This window comes from Soonwooa sp. (assembly GCF_032062245.1).
In the GTDB taxonomy this organism is placed as follows: Bacteria; Bacteroidota; Bacteroidia; order Flavobacteriales; family Weeksellaceae; genus Soonwooa.
This window is the reverse complement of record NZ_DAMBQF010000036.1, coordinates 1-20,816: the sequence shown is the minus strand read 5'-3', so window position 1 is coordinate 20,816 and position 20,816 is coordinate 1. Positions and strand designations below refer to the sequence as shown.

The following is a 20,816-nucleotide window of genomic DNA, read 5'->3' as shown; positions in this document are numbered from 1 at the left end:
AATTTACTTCCTTAATTATCCTAATGCAAACTTACCATGGAAGCGGCATCCTTTGGGGCGAGGTGAGGCGGCGGAGCGTAGCGGAGCCGTCCGAGACTCGCACTAAAGATAGAGCTGAGAGCGGGATTAGCTCCTAAAAATAATTATCAATTTTTAAAAATAAATCAATAAAAATAAATGAAAGTATTAGCAAACGATGGTTTGACACAAAGTGGGATTGACGCGCTGACAGCGAAGTCTTACGAAGTGATTACAACAAAAGTGAATCAAGAGGATTTGGCGGATTTTATCAATCGTGAGAACGTAAAAGTCCTATTGGTGCGTAGCGCAACGAAAGTTCGGAAAGATATGATTGACGCTTGTCCCAATTTGGAAATTATAGGTCGCGGTGGCGTTGGTATGGATAATATCGATGTCGAATATGCACGCGAGAAAGGTGTACATGTGATTAATACGCATGCGGCTTCGTCTGAGTCTGTTGCCGAATTGGTGTTTGCACATCTTTTTGCGGGATGTCGATTTTTACAAGTTTCGAATCGTGCAATGCCAACGGAAGGTCAAACCAATTTTAATGCGCTGAAAAAAGCCTACGAAAAAGGTGTTGAACTTCGTGGTAAAACCATTGGCATTGTCGGGATTGGACGTATTGGACAAGAGGTAGCGAGGATTGCGCTAGGTCTTGGTATGAAGGTTATTGCATCGGATACTAGAATCGGAAAAGCGAGCGTTCGTGTTGATTTTTATAATAAACAATTTATAAATGTCGAGATCGAAACCGAACCATTGGACCAATTAATTTCACACGCCGATTTTATCACACTGCACGTCCCAGCGCAAGATGGCGCGATTATAGGAAAACGTGAAATCGACATGATGAAAAATGGTGCTGCAATTGTTAATTGTGCTCGTGGTGGCGTTGTTGATGAGGTTGCTTTGTTGGAAGCATTGGACTCAGGGAAGTTATCTTTTGCTGGACTTGACGTTTTTGAAAACGAACCAACGCCGTCAGAAAAAGTTTTGCAACATCCAAAAATCTCATTAACGCCACATACCGGCGCCTCAACAGAAGAAGCGCAGGATAGGATAGGGACAAGTCTCGCTGAACAAATATATAGTATTTTTCATGCTAAATAATATTATGAAAACTCAGCCATTTCGGCTGAGTTTTTTTTTTCAGAATTGGATAATTGCTTATTTTTGAGGCATGAAAAGAAAGGTTTTAATCATCTACACAGGTGGAACGATTGGGATGGAGAAAGATTATGCGACGGGAAGTCTTGTTCCTTTTGATTTTTCAAATATTTTTAAACGTATGCCCGAAATGAACCTTATGGAATGTGAGGTTTCGGTAAAGTCTTTTGACTCCCCCGTAGATTCTTCGGATATGGGACCAAAACAATGGCAAGGCATTGCAAAAATTGTTCAAGATAATTATGAAGCTTTTGATGGTTTTGTGATTCTTCACGGGACAGATACGATGTCGTATACGGCTTCTGCTTTGAGTTTTATGCTTAAAAATCTTGGAAAGCCTGTTGTGCTAACGGGTTCTCAATTACCAATTGGTGATTTGAGGACAGATGCTAAAGAAAACCTTTTGACAAGTCTTTACTACGCGAGTCTTTACGAAAATGAGGAAGCGGTTATACAAGAAGTGACTTTGTATTTTGAATACAAATTGTTGCGTGGCAACAGAAGTTTAAAATTCTCGGCAGAGTATTTTGACGCTTACCAAAGTCCAAATTATTCTATTCTTGGGCAATCTGGCGTTCATTTAAATATTGATAAGGACAGTCTTCTAAAACCAAAATCTACCAATTTTGAAATCGATTTACATCTTGACGAAAATGTTTTATTTTGGAGAATTTTCCCAGGAATGAACTTCGATTTTTTGTTAGAAGTAACTTCTGTTAAGGTTATTATTCTTCAAGTATTTGGATCAGGAACCATTTTTAACAACGAAAAAACAGAACGTGTCTTAAGAGAGCTTCGTCACCGTAAAGTTGAGATTATTGTTATCAGTCAATGCGTGTCAGGCGGTATTAGTTTTGGGAAGTACAGCAATAGTAATATTTTTAGACAAGTTGGCGCTATTAATGGAAAAGATATGACCGCTGAAGCTGCGATTACAAAGTCTATGCACTTGCTAAATAATCCTAGATACAAAGCTAATTTTGCAGAATTGTTCGATGAAGATATTTGTGGCGAAGTCACGAAAGATTTTCACTAATATTAGGTGAAATCAAATATTTAACTATATTTGCAGACTTAAAAAAGAGAGGTGTCCGAGTGGTTGAAGGAGCTAGCCTGGAAAGTTAGTATGCGGGTAACTGTATCGAGGGTTCGAATCCCTTCCTCTCTGCTAAAACCCCTGTAAGTTATTCACTTACAGGGGTTTGTATTTTGAGGTGCTAATACGGGTGCTAATTCAGTATTATTTTTTTACTCTTTGTTTAAAAAAGTCTTCCGGCATTTCTTTAATATCATCGTTATTTTCAAAATTTGTTAATTTTATAAATTGTGTAAGAAAGTCAGCGTTCTTTATAACATCTGACTTAATAAAACATTCTCTAAAAGAAGGATAATTTGGAACGGAAACATTTTCATTAAATTTCTTTTTTTTCAAAGCATACTCTTTAAGACATTTTATCAAATCAAATTGATTATTATAATATATTAACTCAACTAATGAATTTAAATCAATCATTGCCAGATTATGAATCTTTTTAAAACCCACATCCGGCATATTGACTTTCTCCGACATTTTCAGACTTAAATAATGCTCTAAAGAAGGAATATTATAAAAAGAATTTGAGACGACTAATACAGGATAAATTTCAATATTATGAGGTTTGATATGTTTTCCTTTTATTAACTCATTAAAATCACTATTGTTTTTTAGCCTATTTATCATTGAAATTAATTGAGATATTCCTTTTTTTTCAACAAAATTTTCGTCAATTATCCTTTTTACTTCTTTATAATCATAAACAGAATCCAAATTATTAATACTTTCATAATCCTTAAATTCAAATAAAAAGATATGCCTATTATTAAAGAGCATACAGTCTATTAATGACTTATCCTTGTCGTTAAATACTACTCTATAATATTTATTTTTTAGTGATAACTTAAGCAAGTTTCTAAATAATATTTCTTCTCCTCCTTTTTCGGCAAAGTCAGAAATAAAATCAGGATAAGTATTAAACGCTTTATATTCTTTTTTTATAAATTCAAATGCTTTACTCTTTATTTTATGGTAAAAATTCATAAACAAATAAGCCTTATTTAAAACAAAATAGCCATTGACGTTTTCAGTATCCTTAAGCAGGGGATAGTATTTCAGTTCAATTTTGCCTTTGTTAAATAGTGAATTTATACATACCCCTTCGCAATACTCTTTTATTTGAATCTCATTTGTATTTTGGGAATCAAAATGTATATAATTTTTATCGCTTAAATAGTTTAACAATGAAAGTTGATCAAAAATATATTTGTCTAAACCGTTTATATTGTGTTTTTTTTCAAATTGTTGTAAGAACCCATCATAATTTCTACATAAATATTCAAATAAAGAACGTAATCTCACAAGAATAAAAAGCTGATGATAAACAAAATCAAAATCAACCGTCTTTGCCGTAATAATAAACTGAGATAAGCTCTTAAAGTATTTCTTCGGAATATCATCCATAAATTTATTATTAGGAAAAACTTCCGCATTAAATGCCAAATAAGCCTGAATGAAAGAGAATGATTCAAATTCGGAAATTGATTTTTCTTTTAAAAAATTATAATTTTCAACAATTTTTTTGATTAACAAACTATTGCTCTTTCTATTAAAAATACATTTAGCTTCATTATTAGAGTTATAGTCCCTTTTATTTATGGAATTTAATATTCTACTTATTTCATAATTATATTTTCTTTTTTCAAGGCTTGAAAATGAATCTATTAATCTTTTTTCAAAAGATTCTTTTGTGTCAAAAGACTGGTTTATAGCACAAATGGTTAATAATAAAAATTCAGGATCTATTCCAGCCAAAAAATCTAAAACATTTCTTTTTTCAATTTTTTCTGGAAAAATGTCTTTCCAACTGAGAACAACAACTAATTGTAGACTTTTCCTATTTTGAATTTTATTCATTGAATTTCAATTACATTTTGCTCATTAAACCATTCTTTTGCTTTGGTTATCACTTGTGCATTAGGATTATGAAAAAACACAGCTAAGTTTTCTTTAGCTCTTGTACAGCAAACGTAAAATATTTTTTTAGTTCTCTCTCCTACACTCGGAGAAGCTGTGCCTAAAAACATTTTTTCAAAACTATAATTGTTCCACCCACCATTATCAAGAATAACTAAAACATTATCAAATTCAGCACCTTTGGTTTTATGTTGAGTGGAGAAAGGTGTTTGTCCTTCTAAATATTCATATAACTTTTGAAATTCACTAAACTTAACATCTTTCACACGATTATACAAATACTCTTTTTTCTCTTTAAAATCAATTAGTTTATCATCAATCATACAAATGCCCTTTTCATTGGCATCAGTAATTATTTCCTCTATTGTTTTATCGCCAACATTTACAAGATTATCAATATTTTCTTTTAGCGTTCTTTTGCTTGCTATACTTGTTATTCTAAAACGATAGTCTGTTGCCCTTAGAAACTCGTTATATCTTTTATTTTTATACAGGAAAATATTAGTTTGAATTTTGAAAAGATGCTTTATTAAATTATCTCTTTTTGAACCCTTCTTATTTTCATCATCTTCATCTTGCTTTTTATCGTCAAGCAATTGGTCTTTATCAACATACATTTTAGAAAATTCAGAATAGTTTAATGATTTCGCATAATTATACAATTCTGCATTACCGTTAATAAAATTTTGCATTGTGTTAGTCGGGCTAACAGCATTCAAGTCCCGACCACTTTTTCCCTGCTGTAATATTTGAATAACTTCTCCAAATGTATTTTCTGAAAAATCAGTTGTAATGCCATTATCCTTTATATACTTCTTAATTCTATCTCTAAAACTTAGTATATGGTCTCTATCATAAATATCCATTAACGTCCTAAACCCTGCTTTGCCTGCTATTAAATTATGAGTAAGGTTCAGTTCCTTTGTTTCTTTTGAATTATCGAAATCCCAATTATAGTTTTCTTCCAAGAATTTTTCAACCTTACTAATATCGCCATCAGTAGAATGTAGAAACAGGACAGTACCTTGCTTTACTACACCTTCAACCATATTGGGTGCATTAGGGTCGGTAGAAGGTTCTTGTGCAATACCATCAGTCCGAAGTTTATTTGCTAAGTCAATAACAAGGTGGGGATTTCTTCTATTCTGTTTCTTAGGAACTTCATTTACAGTATCAGCATCATCGCCTTTGTATTCATCTAAATTTCCAATCCCATCATCATAAATAGATTGCATCGCATCGCCAAAGAAACCAATAATATTTTTTCTTTCGCTTTTCTTGAAGTGAGTAAGAAATGTATCTACAACAGCCTTACTTGTATCTTGGTATTCGTCAATAAAAATGAATTTGTATTTATCTTTTACAATACTGCTAAGTTTTGGATATTTCTCAAAAAGATAGTTTGCAACTATAAGTAACTCATCGTGAGAAATTATCCCTTCACGCAACCGTACAAACTCTTTATATTGTATTCCATCTGGCAAAATATCAAAATAATTTTCGGGAATAGGATTTGCCTCATCAATTGAAATTTTACTAACATCTTCATTATTTGCTAATGAAATAATTGCTTCTTTAAGTTCTTTTTGGAAGTGCTTTATATTATCCCATAAAAAGTCGTGGATTGTAGATACATTTAGGTTCTTGTGATTTACTCTTTCTTCGATTTCCTTTACTGCTGCATTGGTATATGTCATACAGGCTACTTTTGCTGTTGGGTTTTCAGCAATTACCTGACGAATAACACTTACCAACGAATAGGTTTTACCACTTCCTGCACCGCCACTTAAAAGAAAATTTCTTCCGTCATCAATTGATTGGAAGATTTGCTGTACTTCGGGTTCTAAACTTAATCTTCCTTCAACCATAGTAAACCATTTTTGATGTATGAAGGAATACTCCAATTACTAAAATTTTCATCACTGTGATATAAAATATCCAATGCAAAATGAGTTTTCTTTTTGATACATTTATCTGCTAACACATAGGCACTATTACCAAAGTCATCAAATAGTTTTCGATTTTGTAATCCTTGAAATTCATCTTTCTTACCGCTTACAAATGCTCGGTTGATATGGATAAAAGCATCCTCAAAACTCCTTGCGTGATAGGTGTCTTCTTCCTGTTGATAGCATATACAAACTGTAGAATTTCCAACAAGAATTGTTCTATTTGCAACAGGTAGTGCTTTTAAATTATCCCAAGTAACTTCTTTAAGAAAATGATTTATTGCCGAATTGCTTGTTTTCGTACCCTCATTTACAGGACAAGCTCCCCACACATCTTTGCCGTTGTCATCTTGTTCTACAACTTTGATAGCATCAATATCCGTTAAAATCAAAGATTTAATACCCAAAAACTCTATAAACTTCTCGAAAATTTGTGAATAAGCCCCAACTTCAATGATAGATATATTTTGAGATAATAGTGGGAGAAAAGCATCTTCTTTATCTTCTGCTTTTAGGCGAGCTTCTTCTTCCAAATCAACCTTTCGCATAAAGGTTGGTATCAATATCCTTTCTGTATCTCCCTCAATTAAAATTGCTTTATCAGCAAAGAAAATTTCAGCCCTGCTGATGGTTAAATACTGCTTTAGAAATTGATATTGGCTCGGGTCGGCATCGTATTGTTTTCTTAAATCTGAAAGGTTTTTGGCAACAACATTATTTTTGTCTTTTGCTTTTAAATATTTAATATCATCAAAATCACTATCTGCAACAATATGTGATGAATGTGTTGTAATTATGTATTGAAGAGGTCTACTTATTCCGTCATCTCTCTTTACACCTTCTGCAAGCAATTTTTTTATGTTTTTAATAAAGACATACTGCATTTGGGGGTGCGTGTGTGCTTCAGGTTCTTCTATGATGAGTAAATTTATATCCGCAGGTTTTTCTTCTTTTTTTCTTTTGAACTCTTGTCTAAGTATTTCAATTTCAAAAATCATACTTATCAAATTCATATACCCAAGACCATTGTATTGTTCAGGCAATTTATCTGTATCGTGAGTATAAACAACGGTAGTATTACCCTCAAGTAAATCTCGATGTTGTAATGTGGAAATTATTTCTATTGCAGTTTCATTTAGTTTTATACCTCCAAAAGTGCTGACATTCTTAACTACACCTTCAAATAATCCAGAATATATCTCACTTAACTTGATGTCAGTTTCAGAAAGTTGGTCGATAAATTCTTCCGTTGCTACAGCTTTTTCTTCACTATCTTCGTTCTTTTTATACAAAGTAGATGTTTGTTTAGATAATGTATTGTCTTTATCCTTATTGGTAACATCTCTTCTTGCAGGAATATGCTTGAAAGAGATAATGTCCTTAATACTAATTTTGTCCTTATCTAAATTGATGTAATTTAATTCATTGACTTTTTGAGTGGATAGGTTAAACTCGAAAGAAAGCTTTTGGGTATTGAAATATTTATCCAATCCTTGTTTTAAAAATTCGCTAACCTCTCTTACTTTAGTCTTTTTTTCTTCCTCAACTTTTTTCCTTTCTTTTTTTTCAAAAGCATCATAATCTGTTCTCAATTCCAAGAACTTTGTGTAGGTTAAAATATATTCAAATCCCAAAACTATTTTATTATTCTCTGGGTCTAAATCCATTAATATTCTGCTCACATTGGACAAATCATCTTGCTCGTTATATTCAATAAATATCTTTAGCTTAATACCCTTAGGAGCAAATTCTTCGGGAACATCCTCTGATTTTATAAGTCCTTCCAAATCATTCTTAAAATCTATATTCAGGTCATCATAAGAAAATTTACTTTTCTCATTAAAGAATTTATCAAGAACAGAAAGAATTGAAGTTTTTCCCGTGTTGTTTTTTCCAATAACTAAGGAAAGGTCTTCTTCCAGATCCATTGAAAAATCCTTTAATAAACGGAAATTCTCTATTTGGAGTTTAGTTATTTTCATATTTAATAAGTTAAAGTTAGTTGTTTTTCCTGTTCAATCTTCTTTTTGACAATTTCTTCCAAATTCTATCAGCAATATCAACTTCGTCTTTTGAAAAGCCATAGTTCTTCATCAAAATTTCTTTATTGGTAATTTCAAGTATTTCATCAATCTTTTTATTCGCACGAATCATCTTGTCAATAGTTTCAACAAGGTTTTCGTTTGAATTATGATAAGGGAGAAATATATTTTCAACTTCACTTGGCATAAGTTCTAAAACACCTCCTCCGTGACTTCTTCCTGAAATTTCGGCAAATGCGAAGGATAATGAATTGTAGTAACTCGCTATAAATGCGTTTAGATTAACCTCTTTCTTGATATTTACCCTATGCATTGTATCGGTTGTATAAGCTTTTGCATCATTAATGATAAGTTTTGGATAAAGGTGATTTCTTCTTATAAAAAGAGCATCAGAAATTTTAAGGGAAGGAATAATCTGCCATTCATCTCTTATTCTACACTTATATCCTTTATTTATTCCTTCTTCTATACCATATTCTAAATATTCTCTTGCCCCTAATGAGCCATTTAAATCACTCATCTTTGGAAAAGTAAGTAAATGTGTGCGAGCTTGGCTGTCTCTGTTTCTTTTCCAGTCTGCTTCCGTGAAAATTAAACTTGGCACCTGAACACTTCTTCCAACTAACGGTTTTGCATATTTTTCTAAATCATAAAATTGAACAGTTGCCAATGGAACTGTAAAAAATGGATTAGAACCCGTTGTTATTCCTACTTCAACATCTGCATACTTACCTAATTTCGGAACTCTCTTACTTTCTTGCAATTTTTCTAAAAAATCTATCTCATCTTGCTCCAGAAAATAAAATGTCCATTTATTGGATTTAAAATCTATTTTTTTTTGAGGATTTTTAAGTTTTGAAATATCCAAATTTTTCAAACTCTCAGCATTTCGTAATTCTAAATGTTCAATTTTATGAGAGTTTGTCCCGTCTTTTTCACAGAGTAGTAAAACAACTTCTTGCTGAATTTCAGGGAAAACCAATTTTTCAAAAGAGATAATATTTATTTTATTATAAAAATGAGCTAAAAACTCTCGTAATTGTTGAGCATACGAAACTTGTAAAAGTTCCGCCGGAAGTACAAATGCTATTTTACCTCTTTCTTTTAATAACTGACTTGAGCCAACTACAAATGAAACCCACGCATTTGTTAGTTTTGTGTATTTAAGTCCTGATTTTCTAAAAATCTTTTCCGCAAGAATCTGTTGATCCTTACTGAAATATTGATACCGAATATATGGTGGATTTCCAATAATTAAATCAAATCTATCTTCTGTTGTCAAGCAATAGTTGTGAAAATCATCATTGATTAGGAAAGAATTTTCCAAATCAATTGATAAAGCTTTCTCGTATTCTATCTCATCAAATTCTACTGCTGAAACAGAATTATAAGACATTTGTTTTTCTTTCATTATTTGAAGAAAAATTCCGTCTCCACAACTTGGTTCTAATATGTCCATTTCCCGATTGCCATTTAAAGCCCATTTCAGCATAAAATCAGCAATATCTTTCGGAGTATAAAATCCGCCTCTCAACTTTTCTTTGCTGGCTTCACTAATCAGTACCATAACTTTCATTTATTTTAGGGATAAGATTATCTTCTTCTCCAAGGTTATACAATCTTTTCAACAAAACGTCCATATCAATTTTCTTTTGTAAAAATTGCCTTTGCAAAGGGATTAGTCGTCTATTGTTATTTTGAGCATTATCAATATTTTCCTGTAATTGAATTAATTCTTGTTGCAAAAATGCTATATCATCGTGCAATGTTTTTTCATTAATACTTTCAAAATCAATTTTCCGGATTGGAATTTTCTTAAGAACTTTTGTTCCTCTTGCAATAAACCCACCTCTGAAAACTTCTCCATAAAGCGAAGCGAACCATTCTGAATATTTTGAATTCAACAATGCTTGTATGTAGTAAATAGAATAAGGCGTATTTTCTGGCATAGTAATCATACAATATCCAGCAGTTCCACCTGATGAAATAAAAGTATGATTGGTGTCTATTGCATATTTATCTCCCTGAGATAATACACCGACAACTATTTTTGCCGGAACATCGCATTTGTCTAAACTTTGATGTCGCCCAAATCGATACCATTCATTTTCTGTCTCTGGTTCGGGTTTAATATCCCTTCCTTCCAAATAGGATTTATGAGCATCTAAAAATCGATATGCTTCAGGATAATCTCTTCGTAAAGTCTGAATATCAACAAAATTTATTGTTCCACTTTCATTTTTATAGGGATAAATAACAAATGAATTAGGTAGTAATTTTCTGTAAGTATTGAGATTGTCAACACCTCTTGAAGTTTGGAAATAAGGTCTTGTTAATTCCTTTTCAATTTTCCACTCTGTTTCATCAAGATTGAAAAACAGATAATTATCATCTTCTCTTGTTGGTATGTGAATATATATGTCATTTTTACTGGTTTGTATTCCATTAAAAATATTTTCGCTTCCAATTAAACTTCCTAATTCTATACTTTGAGACGAAATATCGGAAAACAGTGTTTTTAACTGATTGGGCATTAAAATCCAAGTTTCTTCATTTAGACTTGAAAATTCAACGTCATCATAATTCACTGTATAATTTTTAGCTTTCCAGTTTTCTAATTTTTCTACTTCGTGGTAAAGTAGAGAATTTTGATCGATTTTTTTCAAAATCAGAAGACAGGTATAAGTGGTTTTATCTTTAAAAATTTGGTTTGCTCCAAATGAAATAATTTTCTCAACCGCCTTTTTATCGGAAAGTAATCCTCTTAATTTTTTTCCTGCACCAACTTTTGCAAACTTGCTCGGAATGATATATCCAAGAACTCCACTGGGTTTAAGTAAACTAAAACCTCTTTCAATAAAAAGAAAATATTTATCAAATTGCATATACGAAGAATCAAAAGACTCTTTTATAAATAGGAAGTTCCACTGGAGTAAAACGCTTAATATGCTCGGTAGCCATATACGGCGGATTTCCTACAATAACATCAAATTTTTCTTCTCCAAAATCAAATGGATTAATACCCTCTCTATTGCTTTGATTTGTTTTTGTAGAATCAATTAAGCTATTTCCATAATGAATATTCTCATCTAAATTTGGAAGAGCAGGATGTGATATGGTATCATTGTTTTCATCTTCCAATAGTTTTAGAAGAAGTCCAAATTTACAAGCTTCAACAGCATTGAAATCTTTATCAATACCAAAAATGCATTGCAATAGTATTCTTTTTTTAATTTCAAATTTCAGTTTGTAGCTGTTAACTCCTGTTTGTACAAGCTGTGATTGGTCGTTTACTATAAAATAATCGACTATAATATCCTGTAAAAGTTGATACGTCTCAAGTAAAAATGCTCCTGAGCCACAAGCTATATCTGCAAATTTTGAACTCAGTATCTCATCTGCTGATTTGCCCTCACAGTATTTCTTTACTGTTTCATTCAATATGTCCCTGACAATAAAAGTCGGAGTGGTTACTACATCTCTATCTTCAATTTCAGGTTTTTTTCTAAGAACAATACTACCATTTTCGACTTTTAATTGTTCGCTGAGAAAAATCTCATAAATATGCCCTAAAATGTCTGATGAAAAAACCGCAAAAGAGTAAGAACTTTCAGGAAAATAAAGCTGTTTGATGATTTGCCAAAATGCTTTACTTTCATTTGAAATTATTTCGTCACTTAATGGTTGAGAAAATAGTCCGGCATTATATTTTGCATCGGAAGACCTGAATTTTTCTATTAAAGCACTGAAATCCTCATTTTCCGCCAATGTTAAAAGTGTTTTATAAATCTCTAAATCTCTGTCTTCACAGACTCTTAAAAACACAACACTGTTAATATAACTCTGAACAAGGTCATTTAATTGAAATTCATCAATTTCAGGATTTTTAGTGAGAATTTCATTTCCTAAAAGGATACGCCACTCATTAATTTGCTTCAAGAATAAATCATCAACATTAAATCTTTGGATTTGATGTTCAATATCACCCCATTCTTCATCAAATCTACCTGAGTAAACTTCTTCCTTACCAATAAGAGATTTTATTTCATCGAACTTTTCCTCATATTCTGAAAAGTGATATAATTTCACTCTTCGTTTTGAAGCATTATCTGTATTTTGAACAGGTTCTGAACAATCATAAATTGCCAAATATTCAAAATTTGTAAGGACTGAAATCTTTAGTTTTGCCGTAAATCCATATCTTCTTACCTGTTTTGCAGGTTGTGGGTCTGTTTCAATTTTAACAAAAGGTTTCTTTGCTTCTACAAAAAATTTTCTGTCTGCAAAAAGTCTGAAAGTGTAATCAGGTTTCTTTGTGTTTTCATTTGCTTCAGAACGTAAACCTTCCTCAACCAATACTTCTCTCTCATTTGTAGGCTTCCCCAGAATATTTGTTATATCCCAACCCAACATCGTAAAGAAAGGGTCAAGAAAATCCGTTCGCAATTGTGTCTCATTATAAGAAACCTTCGTGAACCTGTCGTGTTCAGTTTCAAATCTTCGTATCAAGTCTCTTATTTCCATTACTCAAAAGTTAGCTTTCCTTGTTGATAATTTTTACTTCTGAAATATCTTATTTTTTCTTCTGCCACCTTTAGGATTTCAGTTGTATTCTCTTCATAAATTAGAGATTCTGCAACGGTATCACTTAATAAACTTAGTGTTAAATCGTGTTCTGAAACCTTTAATATTTGTGCTAATGAGGGAATCATTTCTTTATGTGCAGAGCGTTCTCCTCGTTCAATTTTACTTAATGTAGAAGGGTCAATATCTATATGTGCAGCAACCTTTCTTAAAGGAAGTCCAGCCATTTCTCGATATTCACGTATTAGTTCTCCAAATGATTTTTTCATTTTTCTGAAATTTATTTCTTGAAAATATTTTTAGGACATTTATTGTCCAAATGTATTTAAAATATTTCAATACTTATTAAGACACAGTTGATTTATTTGCAAATTGATAAATATTCTATTTGATTACCTCCTCAACCCTAGTCTTTTCTTCGGCTCTTCCTGTTCCGTATGATTCTGCACTTTATTTCCCTGATAACCGCCGAAATGTAACAGCGTAAAAAAGTGAGCCATAGAATTCGGATTCTTAAAAATCTCTACAAAAGCAGAGTCCGGAATATTGTTTTCCTCTGCTATTTTTTCACAAATCATTGCAACTTCATCAGAAATTTTGAAATCTTTAGATTTTAAGCGGTCATAAAAAGATACTTTCAAACGTTCATTTTTAATAGTTTTCTCAATCACATTCATCACCGAATCCAAATATTTTTTCTTTTCAACAGCAAAAACAGTCGGATTGGTCAGGAGCGTGGAATTTTTGCTTTTGAAAAAGAAAACTTCTTTCTGCAAACTTTCGATTTTGGTTTTCAGTTCCGTAATCTGTTTTTCTTTGGATTCCAGTTCGGTTTTGTTTTTCAGGAGTCTGAGATTATTCGATTTGAGTGCCTTTTGGTAGTTTTCAATCGTCTTGCCGCTTTTTATTCTTTGAAAACCTAAAAAGTCGGTTTCTTTTACGATGAATTCCATTTCTTTTTTGGAATCAATTTCGGATTGGAGATTGTTTTTTCTTTCTTCCAGAATTTTGATTTCCTCTTCTATTTTTTTGATTTTAAATTCAACGGCTTCCAGTCTTTGCGTTCCGTTTTTGGAAATTCCTCTTTCCATTCCCAAACATTCCGCTGTTATATCCTGCATTTTGGAATAATGAAAAGATTGATGTTTCAATGTTTTTCCGGTCTGCAAATCCTGCCAATCCGCGACCAAATGTGCGTGATAGTTCGGTTTCCATTCTTTGGTATCTTTATCGTAATGCCCCTCGTCTTTGTGAATGGCAATCTGAAAAATCCTGATTTTCAATTCTTCCTCTAATTTTTTGGAAAGATTATGCAAATCCTGCATTGTGGTATTTTCTTTAATGACAACTACGGCTTCTCTTATGGGCATTGCATTTTTCTGCAATTTTCGTCCGGATTTTTCTTTGCAATAGGTTTCGATTTTTTGAAGTCGGTCTGCAATTTTCTGTTCCTGCCAATATTCATTTTTCGGAGTTAAATCTTTTCGAATATAGTCGAATGTTTTCTTTCTGAAATTATGGGTTTCAGAATCGGATTTTACGGCTTTGAAATTTATTGATGTCTTCATTTTTCTTAAATTTGATGAAATTATACCTGTGTCTTTTTTACTCAGGTTTTTCAGTAACGTGTATCTATTTTATCCACCTTTTGAAATGATGTGGTATTATTTTACTCAGGTTCAAAATGCAGAACCTTATACTATTTTTTACAGGTAAAAGCCTCGCAGAGCGAAAGAGAAACTTTGTTGGGAGGAACGACCTTCAAAGTTGCGAATGAGCTCCTAACTTCTGCGGGTAGTTGGTAAAAAATAAGCGTTCGCATTATCAGCGTTTTCTTCGGTAAGTTTGATTGGTTTGGTTGATTTCGTTTTCCTGTTGTTCCGGTTCAGGATTCCGTTCTTTTTGTTGTCGTTTTTCGGTTTTTATTTGAATTTTAGAAGTCAGATAATCATTCAAATCTTTATTTGGAGCATAAATTCCGGAATGGTCTTTGGCTTCGGGAAATGATTTCAAAATTGAATTTTTACAGGCTTCTCCGGCTCTGTCGTTATCTAAAAACAGATTGATGTCCGAATAGTTTTGCAAATGGTTTTTGGTTTTATTTAAAAGAGAAATGGAGTTCATAACCAACAAATCGCCTTTGAAAAACCGTTTCATTTCGATAAAAGACAAAGCGTCCAAAAATCCCTCGAAGACGACAACATTTTTATTTTTTTCGTGATTCTCATTATTGAGATTAATGACGGAAATATCCTTTTTCAGTAATGAGCCTTTGTAAAAAGAATTTCTCAGTTCCCAACCTCCGGAAAGATTTTCAAATCCGACAGCATACAGATTCTTTTCTCCGATTTTGAAATGAACTTCTTTCACAAAAGGATAAATGTTTTCTGAAAGTCCCCTTTGATGCAGATAATTTTTCAGGTTTTCGTTTTGGAGTTCTTTAATTTCAGTAATCGTATAGTCTGATTTTGAATTTTTCAAATGAATATCGTTCTGCGGTTGAAAAAAAGAAAAATTTTGCTTTTCTGCCCATTCCAACACTTCTCTTACCGAAGCGTTCAGGTATTTCATCATAAAATCGGTGTTGTTTCCGCCGATGCCTTCGGAGTGGAGATACCAGAGATTTAGTTTTTTATCGAGTTTGAAAGAGGGTTGGGTTTCTGTTCCGAAAGGGTTCAGAAACCACGCTTCTTTTTCATTTTGTTTTGTTGGAAGATGTCCGACAGAAAAGAGGATTTCTTCCAACTTTATCGAGTTGAATTGTTTGCAGTTCATTGGTTTAAAATGTTAGGGTTGGATTTTGGAAATATTTTGATGAATTGATGAGGAAACGTTGTATTTTACTGATATTGTTATATTTATACCCTCATCAAAGTTTCATCATCTCATCAAATTTGTTATTGAATGCTCATCAGTTGCTCATCAAAAATCAGAGTTTTAAAATTTGATGAGGCTTTTGATGAAAAGTAAGTCTTTGATTTTCTTTTCATTATCAATTAATTCATCATTTCATCAAATTTTTGAAGGATAAAATCTTTTTTTATCGTGAAAAACCGTCCTGTTTTGTTGGTTTGATAGAAACTTCCGGAAAAATCAAGGTCGTATTTGATGTAAGCGAGTGAATTGCTTTGCGGTTCAAGTTTCCAGATTTCTTTCAGAATTTTCCTCACGTCATTGATTGTCCAAAACTGGGTTCTGAACATTTTATTAATCATATTGAGAATATCCTGAGGAATGCAGTGAAGTTCCTGTTCTTCGTTGGTTTCAAAAAATTCGTATAGAAGTTCGATGATTTTTGATTCAAGTTTGCTGTTGTATTTCCAGACTAATTTCTGCAAGGCTTTGGTTCTGATTTCATTTGCAGAAAACCACATTCTGGTTTCTTTTTGGCTGTGGAAAGGTCTTTGAATCAAATAGCGGAGAAAATACGGGATTTCCTGAACGATATTTTTCAGAAAGTCGGTGTTTTCGCTTTTAATGGATTTTACTTTGATAATCCAGAAGCGGATTTCGTTTTCGTCAATCTGAATGAAATTATCTTCATTATTGGAACAGAGAATGAATTTCCCGAAAAACTCAATTTCTTCCGCATCTTTTCCTTTGGCTTCTTTCTTGTCCTTGTCGGTGGTGGAAAGGTATTTTAAGCGTTCGGTAATTTCTTTTTTGTCAAAGAACACTTCATCAATCGCCACAACAAGCATCGAAGCCCAATCGCTGTTAAACTGACTGCTGAACGAGTCGCCTTTGATGTAGGTCATATTCAGTCCGAAAATGGATTTCAGCCATTTGATGAACGTGGATTTTCCGGTGGCTCTTTCTTTTGAAACCAGACAGAGAATCGGCAACATTTGTATCGGATATTGCAGTAGAATTTTCAGATAATCCAGGCCTAATTCGATTTGTTCTCCAAAAATATGCTCCATAAACTCTAAGGAAAATGGGATTTTTTCTTTCAGGGCATTTTGACTGATATTTTCTTCGGCGGGCGGAAATGGGATTTCTTTGTAAGTGTTGTAAAAACTATCAATTATCTGCCGGTATTGCAGGTGCGAAGGGATACAGCAAAAGCCGTCATACTTCGGGACTTCCGAAACATAGACTTTGCCGTGGTCGCTGACAATAGTTTCCCGATTCCAGCGAACCAATATCGAAATTTTGTCGCCCGAAATCTGTGGTTTCTCAATGATTTTATAGTAAGTCGTGCCTACTCGTAAATAGGGTGTGTTTTTGTGCATTTTTCCACATTTTAAATTAAAAACTACCCGCTTATCTTTTGTATTTAAGCGATTTAACGTCGTTTAAGGCATTCATCAAGTCCAAATGTTTGATTCTGTAAAATCTTCCTATTTGTTCGGCTTTGATGTTGCCTTTTAAAATGTGTGAGCGGACGGTTTGATAATCGAGTTTTAGAATATCGGAACATTCTTTTATAGAATAGAACTTTCTTTTTAATTCGATTTCCGGTTCTTTTTTGAGAGAATGGAGCAAGTCTTTTACTTCTCCTAATTCGTCCAGAATGGTTTGAAATGGATTGGTTGTCTGCATAATTTTATTATTTGATTTGCAGACAAAAGTGAAAGATTTGAATAAATAATTATGCAATTCTACTCAATTGCGTAAAATTTAATACTTAATGTTTAATATTTTTGATAATTCTTTATAGATACTTTCTTCAAAATCACTGGGTTTTATGGTAATGGCTCTTGAAAACGTTCCCTTATCAAAATTCGTATTATATTCATTTTCCATTGCTTCGATAATGGTCGTATCTTGAAAATCCGGATTAATAATATGGTGGTCTTTCAAAAAACGATGAATTCTTATAAATGAAGATTTTTGGTCAACAAGTAGATTGTGATTCTCGTCGATGAATTTTTTGTCTTGTAAAAAATCAATGAAAATTTTTGATGAATTTTCCCCAATCATAATGTCGGACAACCGGATTTCTCTTCTGACTTTCTTGTCCAATACAAAATACAGAAACAAGGTATTTTCTGCACCATTCAGAAAATTTCCTTGAAGTATCATCATATTACTTGACGTTAATTGTTTTGAGGATTCCTTTCTGTATTGCTTCAAACAATATTTGATCTTATCCTCGAAGTTGTGGTTTCTGGATTTATCTATTTCTTTGAAATGAAAACTGAAAAAATTATCCAGATTATCATATTCTATAAGAAACTCGTTTTTATTCTTTTCCGTTAGTGTGATTTGTTCGGCTTTCTGTCTTGCTTTTTCGATTCTTTCAGACAGCATTTTTTGAATTTTATCTCCTTTAATCCAATAATAAAGCATCATCGGATAGCCTATAATTTCTTCCCAAAAATACCAGCGTCCGTATAATTTTTTTTTGTCCATAATTATTTGAAAACTTCGTTCATATAATTCACTTTATCCTCCTCACTTGGTCTGTAATAAGCATTAAAGACTTCCAAACTCGTGTGTCCCGTATAAGACATAATAACCTTGTCTGGAACTTTGTTGTTTTTCATTATTGTGATAAAACTGCGTCGGGCAGTATGAGAAGAAATTCTTTCCCAAAATTCCGATTTTTTCTCAATCAATTCATCGCCATACTTCATTGTTTTTTTTATTTCTTCATCAAATTCAAGTTCTTTAAAAACCTCCTTTATATACTTGTTCATTTTCTGATTGCTTAAAGAAGGGAGATTGTATTCGTATTTTTCTAAAATTGCTTTGGAAATACTGTTTAATGGAATTGAAAGATTTTTAGATTTGCTCTTTAAATCTATTACCCGAATGAAATCGTTTTGAATATCATCTTTTGAAATCCTGTTATAATTCCCAAAACGCATTCCTGTCGTACAGCCGAAAACGAATAAATCCCTAACTTTCTCCAACTTCCTATTCTTGCTGAAATCGTGATTGTATATGGCTTCAACCTGCTCCATATTCAAGGCTATTTCATCGGTTCTGAATTTTGGCGGCTTTTTGAAATTGATAAAGTCATTATTGTATGTGTATTTCTTATTCAAAGCCCAATATAAAAAGGTTTTCAGCAAACCAACGTCCCTGTGTATGGTATTTGCAGAATGGTCTTTAATCTCTACACAATATTTCAAAAATTTATTATAAACCTTTTCATTGAAATTACCCAAAGTAATTTTTATCTTCTCGTAATTCTGAAATTCTTCCAACAAATTCTTATTGTATTCATATCGGGTTTTCGTAGATTTTGAAATACCTTTTCCTGTATAGTCATTGTATTTTTCATCAATAAACTCATCATATTGTCTGAAAAAATCGTCTTTAATTTTTATTTTCTTGAACTCTTCGTCAAATCGAGTTCTCACGATATTTATATTCAGTTCCTCGTTCATATTTTTATAACGATTAACCAGTTCCGCAAACAATGAACTATAACGGTCTAATTGCTTCTTTATGCTTCTGTGATTTTCTGCTCTTTTTGTTCTGCCGTTCAAATCGTTGGGCAATCTGTTGTGAAAATCCCACTCTTCCGGCTTAATTTTTTCCCCTGTCGAATAAATGAAGTTCTTCTTTTCACGGTCAAAGTATGAGCGAAAATAAATAAGAGTTTCCTTTGTTGATTTAGGTTCTTTCAGCTTAAAGGTAAAATTCATAGGTGCTAAATTAGGTGCTAATATTTCTATATTTAGATATAAAAAAAACATATATTCACTAATGCAAATATATGTAAAATATTGATTATAAGTAATTTTATATATAAATACTGATAATAAAAATACTAAGGTTCATTTCCCTTCCTCTCTGCTTATAAAACCGCTACAATAGCGGTTTTTCTTGTTTTTATACTCTTTCTGATTTTATTTTCTATCTTTGAAAAATAACCATAAAAGGACTATAAAAAGATATAATTTTTCACACTTTTTTCACACTAATTATTTTATTCTAAACTTTTTGTTGCCAGTGTTTAAGCGCTTTTTTAATTTCTGAAACTTTGTAATCATTAAGTTTTGCTCAACTTTATATTTATGTTCTAGTTGATATGGAATCCAAGCTGTGATTTTTAATTTTACAAAATTTTTCTCATTTTTTTTGAATAAACGATAATTTTTAAAGCTTTGGCGTCCAATTCATCCGAAGTTTCGAAATAGGTTAAATAAAACTCAGGACTTTTATTTTTGTCTACATCTTCAGCAACGCAATAATCCAATAAATAAGAAGGTTCTGAAAGTGGTCCCGCAAAATCTTTAAAAGTGATAAGCTCCGAAATTCCACCGTGATCTTAAATGTAGAGTCCGGCGTAAGGATCTTTTGGATTTTCTGTTAAATAAGATTCACTTTTAGATTTAGCTTCATTAAAATAAAATAAGTAGCTTCCTTCTTTTTCTGCAAAATAATTGAGAACTAAGACTGGATCGCCCTTCAATGGATTTCCTAAATCATCCAAAAGATTGATATAAATGGGTTGCCTGGGTAAAATTCTTTGGATTTTGTCTTGTCCAAAACTGAAACTTGAGATAAATGTTAAAACTATAAGAAAATGATTTTTCATTGTGTTTGCGTAAAATTATTTATTAAAAAATAACATTATTTTTTGTTATTTCTATTAAGCATCCGAAAGCAGAACTGATGTAAAGTTCTTATTTAATCAAAGGATTTTATATGAATTCATAAAAAAAAAATAATATTATTGTGAAAGCGTTTTCGTCGGTATTTGAAGTTTAATATTAGTGAAACTATTAAATGAAACAGAAAATGATATTTTAATAATTTTAAGCAATGCAAGATTTTTTTCTATTCTTTTTTACTCGAATGTAAATATTTTCCAATCCAAAAACCAAACAACGGAAATAGGAATGCGCAAAAAAAAAGAATATTATTGGCAATATATCATTGATGTTTTCAAGAAGTTCAAGAAAAGGATAGAGGTATAAGTTTATTTAGTAATGTACCAAAATAATAAGATATGAATCGGAACTTCCTCCTAAAAAGTTGAAGTGAGCGCCAAGCACTTCTATCGCAAATATACTAGCTAGATCTGTAAGCTCCCCATTTTCAGTACACTTCAAAAGTAGAATTTTTTCTTGATTTTTT

16 protein-coding genes and 1 tRNA gene are annotated in these 20,816 nt (G+C 32.0%); 3 read left to right on the top strand and 14 right to left on the bottom strand.

The features are described 5' to 3' along the window. Window positions 1-177: 177 nt before the first annotated feature. From RT037_RS12700 to RT037_RS12690, 3 genes are all read left to right on the top strand, one after another. On the top strand, window positions 178-1,134 hold the full coding sequence (locus tag RT037_RS12700; RefSeq protein WP_313031954.1) for a D-2-hydroxyacid dehydrogenase: 957 nt from the start codon (window positions 178-180) through the stop codon (window positions 1,132-1,134). A 70-nt stretch (window positions 1,135-1,204) separates the two neighbouring features. Continuing rightward, window positions 1,205-2,227, top strand: a complete 1,023-nt coding sequence (locus RT037_RS12695; RefSeq protein WP_313031950.1) for an asparaginase — start codon at window positions 1,205-1,207, stop codon at window positions 2,225-2,227. A 45-nt stretch (window positions 2,228-2,272) separates the two neighbouring features. After that, window positions 2,273-2,359: transfer RNA gene (locus tag RT037_RS12690), tRNA-Ser, on the top strand. Window positions 2,360-2,431: 72 nt separating this feature from the next. On the opposite strand, the gene RT037_RS12685 is transcribed toward RT037_RS12690, so the two are convergent. The 14 genes from RT037_RS12685 to RT037_RS12620 all read right to left on the bottom strand — a co-directional run bounded on the left by RT037_RS12685 (window position 2,432) and on the right by RT037_RS12620 (window position 20,274). Next, window positions 2,432-4,141 (bottom strand): hypothetical protein, encoded by a 1,710-nt coding sequence (locus RT037_RS12685; RefSeq protein WP_313031946.1) that lies wholly within the window; start codon window positions 4,139-4,141, stop codon window positions 2,432-2,434. Next, window positions 4,138-6,069 (bottom strand): UvrD-helicase domain-containing protein, encoded by a 1,932-nt coding sequence (locus tag RT037_RS12680; RefSeq protein ID WP_313031944.1) that lies wholly within the window; start codon window positions 6,067-6,069, stop codon window positions 4,138-4,140. Before RT037_RS12680 ends, RT037_RS12685 begins: the two co-directional genes overlap by 4 nt. After that, window positions 6,051-8,132 (bottom strand): ATP-dependent endonuclease, encoded by a 2,082-nt coding sequence (locus tag RT037_RS12675; protein WP_313031942.1) that lies wholly within the window; start codon window positions 8,130-8,132, stop codon window positions 6,051-6,053. Before RT037_RS12675 ends, RT037_RS12680 begins: the two co-directional genes overlap by 19 nt. A gap of 16 nt (window positions 8,133-8,148) precedes the next feature. Beyond that, a complete protein-coding gene (locus RT037_RS12670) occupies window positions 8,149-9,759 on the bottom strand; it encodes a class I SAM-dependent methyltransferase (protein WP_313031939.1) in 1,611 nt (536 codons plus the stop codon). Continuing rightward, entirely contained in the window at window positions 9,746-11,077 is a 1,332-nt protein-coding gene (locus RT037_RS12665; protein WP_313031937.1) for an Eco57I restriction-modification methylase domain-containing protein, read from the bottom strand. Before RT037_RS12665 ends, RT037_RS12670 begins: the two co-directional genes overlap by 14 nt. A gap of 10 nt (window positions 11,078-11,087) precedes the next feature. Continuing rightward, window positions 11,088-12,716 (bottom strand): Eco57I restriction-modification methylase domain-containing protein, encoded by a 1,629-nt coding sequence (locus tag RT037_RS12660; RefSeq protein ID WP_313031934.1) that lies wholly within the window; start codon window positions 12,714-12,716, stop codon window positions 11,088-11,090. Further along, window positions 12,716-13,045: a helix-turn-helix domain-containing protein gene (locus RT037_RS12655; RefSeq protein WP_058879171.1), complete on the bottom strand. Its 330-nt coding sequence runs from the start codon at window positions 13,043-13,045 to the stop codon at window positions 12,716-12,718. Before RT037_RS12655 ends, RT037_RS12660 begins: the two co-directional genes overlap by 1 nt. Before the next feature lie 123 nt (window positions 13,046-13,168). Next, window positions 13,169-14,344, bottom strand: a complete 1,176-nt coding sequence (locus tag RT037_RS12650) for a hypothetical protein (RefSeq protein WP_313031930.1) — start codon at window positions 14,342-14,344, stop codon at window positions 13,169-13,171. Window positions 14,345-14,600: 256 nt separating this feature from the next. Then, entirely contained in the window at window positions 14,601-15,551 is a 951-nt protein-coding gene (locus tag RT037_RS12645) for a toprim domain-containing protein (protein WP_313031927.1), read from the bottom strand. 221 nt (window positions 15,552-15,772) lie between these two features. After that, complete coding sequence (locus RT037_RS12640; RefSeq protein WP_313031925.1) at window positions 15,773-17,011, bottom strand: DUF5906 domain-containing protein; 1,239 nt, start codon at window positions 17,009-17,011, stop codon at window positions 15,773-15,775. A gap of 31 nt (window positions 17,012-17,042) precedes the next feature. Next, the gene (locus tag RT037_RS12635) at window positions 17,043-17,321 is read right to left on the bottom strand and encodes a helix-turn-helix domain-containing protein (RefSeq protein WP_313031923.1); all 279 of its coding nucleotides are present in this window, start codon (window positions 17,319-17,321) and stop codon (window positions 17,043-17,045) included. Between the two features lie 78 nt (window positions 17,322-17,399). After that, window positions 17,400-18,134 carry a hypothetical protein gene (locus tag RT037_RS12630; RefSeq protein ID WP_313031921.1) on the bottom strand — a complete coding sequence of 245 codons (735 nt, stop codon included), beginning with the start codon at window positions 18,132-18,134 and terminating at the stop codon, window positions 17,400-17,402. 2 nt (window positions 18,135-18,136) lie between these two features. After that, entirely contained in the window at window positions 18,137-19,378 is a 1,242-nt protein-coding gene (locus tag RT037_RS12625) for a tyrosine-type recombinase/integrase (RefSeq protein WP_313031919.1), read from the bottom strand. A 626-nt stretch (window positions 19,379-20,004) separates the two neighbouring features. Then, entirely contained in the window at window positions 20,005-20,274 is a 270-nt protein-coding gene (locus RT037_RS12620) for a hypothetical protein (protein ID WP_313031917.1), read from the bottom strand. Between the last annotated feature and the right edge of the window lie 542 nt (window positions 20,275-20,816).